The 4,685-nt window shown below is 65.1% G+C and carries 4 protein-coding genes; all 4 read right to left on the bottom strand.

Annotation, left to right across the window (positions count from 1 at the left end):
* Nucleotides 1-1,096 (bottom strand): DUF7159 family protein (locus WAN71_RS06495; protein ID WP_422224546.1); only part of this gene is annotated, 1,096 nt, incomplete at its 3' end.
* A gap of 96 nt (nt 1,097-1,192) precedes the next feature.
* A complete protein-coding gene (locus tag WAN71_RS06490; protein ID WP_422224545.1) occupies nt 1,193-1,645 on the bottom strand; it encodes a hypothetical protein in 453 nt (150 codons plus the stop codon).
* A complete protein-coding gene (locus WAN71_RS06485; protein ID WP_422224544.1) occupies nt 1,540-2,460 on the bottom strand; it encodes a PE-PPE domain-containing protein in 921 nt (306 codons plus the stop codon). Before WAN71_RS06485 ends, WAN71_RS06490 begins: the two co-directional genes overlap by 106 nt.
* Nucleotides 2,461-3,170: 710 nt before the next feature.
* The coding region (locus tag WAN71_RS06480) for a protein kinase domain-containing protein (protein WP_422224543.1) at nt 3,171-4,685 on the bottom strand (1,515 nt) is incomplete at its 5' end.

The following is a 4,685-nucleotide window of genomic DNA, read 5'->3' as shown; positions in this document are numbered from 1 at the left end:
GGGCGGGTCGCGGCGCTGCCGGGGCGATCGCCTGAGCGGCCGGTGCCGGAGCGGCCGGTGCCGGTGCTGGCGCCGGCCTGGCCGGAACCACAACACTTCTCCCGAGGCTGGGCCGGTCACTGACCTTTGGACGGATATCGAGCGCCAGCGAGATCGCCAGGGCAGCGACACCGAAAACGAAGACCATCAGCACCGCGAGTGCGACCAGGAACGGCCGTCGACCCGGATCGGTTTCATCGGCTGAGAATTCGGTGTCCCCGACAGCCGTATAGACGTCGGCTTCTTCGGGCTCGGCGCTGTAAGCGAGTCGTTGACCGTCCCCGGCGTCGGCAACTGCCACGACCGGGTCCGCCGCGCCGGTGCCGGGATCTTGCGCGTACGCCACTGCCGACGTTGACCATTGGGATAGCGGTGCGTGCGCGGACGCGAGCGCCGCACCGTGTGCCAGCGCCGATCCGGGCTCGGTGGGCGCGCTGACGACAAGCGGAGTCGCGGCTGCGAGCTCCGCCTTGATCATTTCGACGTCGACACCGTCGGAACCCACCACGAACAGACCTTGTGGAATTGGGTCCAGCTCGTCCGCACCGGCGGCCAGCGCGGTCAGCTCAGCCACGGCGTCCACGTCATCATCCGGCAGGGACGCTCGACGCATATCCGTGACCGAACCGTCCGCGGAGTCGACGACGGCCAGGGTCGCAGAGTCCGGCTCGATGAAAAGCAGGCCAGTGTGGGTGTAGCCGGTGGTGGTGCCGTAGGCCTGAGCCAACGCGGCCGCGGCCAGAAAGGCCGAGACCAGCATGATGTTTTCCACCCGGTGAGCAGCCAACGCATCGCGCAACGCGTCCGCCTCGACGGGATCGGTCCAGGTCACGCCCGTTGATGCCAGCCGATAACCCCCCTCGGCGGCACTTTGTTGAGTGCCGAAGATCGCGGCCAACGTCTGATCGGCCGCGGGCGAGGTTGCGAGGTTACTGGTAGCTCCGGCTGCGATTGGGAAACCGTCGTGGTCGATGGTGGCGCCGTCGCCGTTTTCCCCTTCGACCAGCACCATGCCGACTGTCGACGGTGCCATCGACATTCCGAGTACGAGGTCCACAGCTCCTCCCCAGCAGTTGTGCGGTCATCCTCCGCACATACCCCCGACGGCCCTGATGGTTCGACCCTACTCGGCGGCGCAACCGGGCCGGCTTCCTCAGCTGGTGAACAACCCCCCGAGGGGTCCGAAGAGCCCGAGGATGGGGTCGAGGATGTCCTGCTGAATGCCGGTCGCTACCAGTAGGTTTTCGATGTCTTGGCCTATCGGTCCTTCTAGCGCATCGAAATCGGCGAACGGGTTGAAGTCGTTGTTGAGCGTGGTCACGACCTGGTCGTAGGGCACTCCGATGTTCTGTTCGGACCACGATTCCGCCGAAGCGAACATACTCTCGATTTGCGCGTAGTCCCGGAGTTGCGCGCCGAAGAGTTCGAAGGCGTTGTTGGCGCCCTGGACCACGGCGTTAGCGAATTCAAGGGTGAACGTGGCCGGGTCGATGGTCGGAATCAGCTCGGCCGGTGTCGGGTCGCCGAACGGGATCGATCGGTCGTAGCCGGCTTCGACGACCACCTGCAGCGCCGGCTGGAAGATATTGAGCACCGATTCGGGCACACCCAGACTGCGCAGCGGGTCCAGCAACGGCAGTTCGGTGGTGGGATGAAGTAGAACGTGGTGTCCCCGTCGACCTGCTTGACGATCTCGGTAGAGCCGAGCACGTATTCGCTGGCGAACGGCCCGGTCAGCGGCTCCGAGGGTGGCCATAGGGCGGGTATTTCCTCCGGGAATACGCCATCCCCGTAGGCGGCGTGCGCGTAGATGAGGCCCAAAAGGGCGTTCAGGTCGGCCACCGGGTTGATCGGAAATTGCGGGTAATCAGCGACAGGGTCGTACTGGTTGGCGATGTCGATGGTGGGGATACCGGCATCGGTCGGCTCGGCGCCATTGAGAGCGCCGTTCCCTCCCCCCAAGCCAGGGGTGTACATCCCGTCGAACCGCTCGTCGATACCACCGTCGGGCCGGTTTGGGTCGCCGAGCACCAGGAATGTGACGTCAGGGTGCTGTCCGGTCTGCATAAGCTGGATCTTCTCGTCGACCGCGATCTGCGCGCTCTGCGAATAACCCTCGACGAGGTAGGGCTGGCCGGGATCGGCTGCTTGCTGGAGGGCCATCGCGGCCTGCAGGTCCGCCAGACCGGTGGGAACCGAGGTGGTGGCGAGAGATTCGGGCGTGGGGACCAGCACCGGGGTGTAGTTGGCGCCGGTAGCGGGGTCGATGTAGTCGGTGACAATGGTGTCCTGCCAGAACTCGCTGGGCGTCGGCGCTGTCGTCCCGCCATCATCAACGCGTTCAATGGATCGTCCGGGTTGTCTGCCCGAGAGACTGGGACCGAGAACATTGCCGGCATCGTCACCGACGCGGCAGCACACAGCGCGATGATGAGCGAACGACCCGCCGTTTGAGTCTCATGGCGACTTCCCTGAAGGATATGACCGCTCAACTGTCTCTGAGATTTTCTCAGAAAACAAGAAGTCCGGGCCGGTTATGCGTTTCGAGAACGGCGTCCCCGAAACCCCATCGCCACCAGATCATTTCGAGGGCAACGAATTACGCGACGAAGGCTGTCGAACCGACTGACACTCAACCCTTTTCGTCGACTGGATAGAAGCGATCGACCCTGGTCAGGGGAGGAAGATGTTCGGAACGCTTATGGCATTGAAGAACTCGGCGCCGAGGTCGACAAAAGCCACGTCGATGGCGGCGCCAGCCGCCCCCAGATCGGCATTGACTCGACTCATCACAATGGCGGTAGCGGAGCGATTTGAACCCTGCGTTGGTGAGAAGAACTAGCAGGGAAGAAGGCCACTGCACTACTGCGTTAACTGGTTCAATGCCAGTACCGCCCACCAAGATTGATGCAGTTCAGGTAGGGTACTTAGCCTTGCGAAGTGAGCTTCGTGCCCAAAACGTGCCCAATGGGATAGGCGGCTCGGGTCGCGATCGCGATAACCGAGGAGATTGCTGTGGCCCCCACACCGTCCCCGACCATGCCGCCGACCCCGAGTCCGCAGGGCTTCGTCTTTCACGTGGCCTCGGTCGAACTGGCCCTGCAGCCTCGCGCGGCCCGCTCTGCGGCGCCTCACCCCGCCGGCAGCTTCACCAACCGACCGTTGCCAGAGTCGGCGACGTAGAGGTTGCCGGCGCTGTCCACCGCCACACCCCAGGGGCTGTTGAGGCCGGTGAACGGCAGCACGCTCTGGGTGGCCGAGCCCGCCGCCAGCTCCAGCACCCGACTGTTGCCCCGGTCGACGACGTAGAGGTCGCCGGCGGCGTCCACCGCCACACCCTCGGGGTGTATGTCGGTGAAGGGCAGCACGGTCTGGGTGGCCGAGCCCGCCGCCAGTTTCAGCACCCGACTGACGTCGGTGACGTAGAGGTTGCCGGCGTTGTCCACCGCCACAGCCTCGGCTCGGTTGAGACCGGTGAACGGCAGCACGGTCTGGGTGGTCGAGCCCGCCGCCAGTTCCAGCACCCGATTGCTGCCGTTGTCGGTGACGTAGAGGTTGCCGGCGGTGTCCACCGCCACACCTTCGGGGAAGGAGGTGTTCATGGCGAAGGTGAACGGCAGCACGGTCTGGGTGGCCAAGCCCGCCGCCAGTTTCAGCACCCGCTGGTTGGTGTAGTCGGTGACGTAGAGGTCGCCGGCGGCGTCCACCGCCGCACCGTTGGGGTAGCTGAGGCCGGTGAACGGCAGCACGCTCGGGGTGGACGAGCCCGCCGCCAGTTTCACCACCCGACCGTCGTTCACGTTGTCCGCGGTCGGCCCTACGGTGACGTAGAGGTTGCCGGCGGCATCCACCGCCACACCCCTGTAGCCGTTGCGGGTGAAGGGCAGCGTGACTTGAGAACCGTATGCGGGTTCGCGGTGTTGAGGGCTGTTCGAATTTTCGTGCTGCTGGCTGGAGATGACAATGGCGGCGGCGATGACGGCCACCGCCGACAGGGCGGCCGGGATAACGATAACCTTTCGGCGCCACCACTGGCGCCGTGGCGGTGTACCGATCTCAGGGGGTTGCTGGCTAGCGGGTCGGCGTTGTGGGACAGGCGTCCGGCCGGGTGGGCGTTGTTGGGTCGCGGCGAGGTTCAGGTCGGCGGGCTGTTGCTGCACGGCGGATGCGGGTGCGGGCGTTGTCGGGGCCGCGTCGCCGAGCAGGGTGGGTTCGCTGGGTGGTGCCAGCGGCGTGGTGATGGCGTCGTGGGCGGCGTCGGCCAACTCGATTGTCGTCGCATACCGTTCGTTGGGGTCTTTGGCCATACCGGTCGCGATGACCTCATCGACCTGCGGGGGCACATTCGGTTGGTTGATCGAGGGTCGAGGCGGCGGCGTGCTGAGGTGGGCCACGATCAGACGTGGCATCGTGTCAGCGGCAAATGGTGGCTCTCCGGTCAGGCATTCATACAGCATGCACGCCAGCGAATAGATGTCGACGCGGGCGTCCTCTTCGCCGCTGCCGTCCAACCGTTCGGGGGCGATGTAGGCGAAGGTGCCGATGGTGTTGCCGGACTTGGTCATTCGAGTTTCGTCGGCGACGCGGGCGATCCCGAAATCAATCAGGTAGGCGAAGTCGTCATCGTCGAGCAAGATGTTGGAGGG

This window comes from Mycobacterium sp., assembly GCF_049280035.1.
In the GTDB taxonomy this organism is placed as follows: domain Bacteria; phylum Actinomycetota; class Actinomycetes; order Mycobacteriales; family Mycobacteriaceae; genus Mycobacterium.
This window is presented reverse-complemented; position numbering and strand designations above follow the sequence as displayed.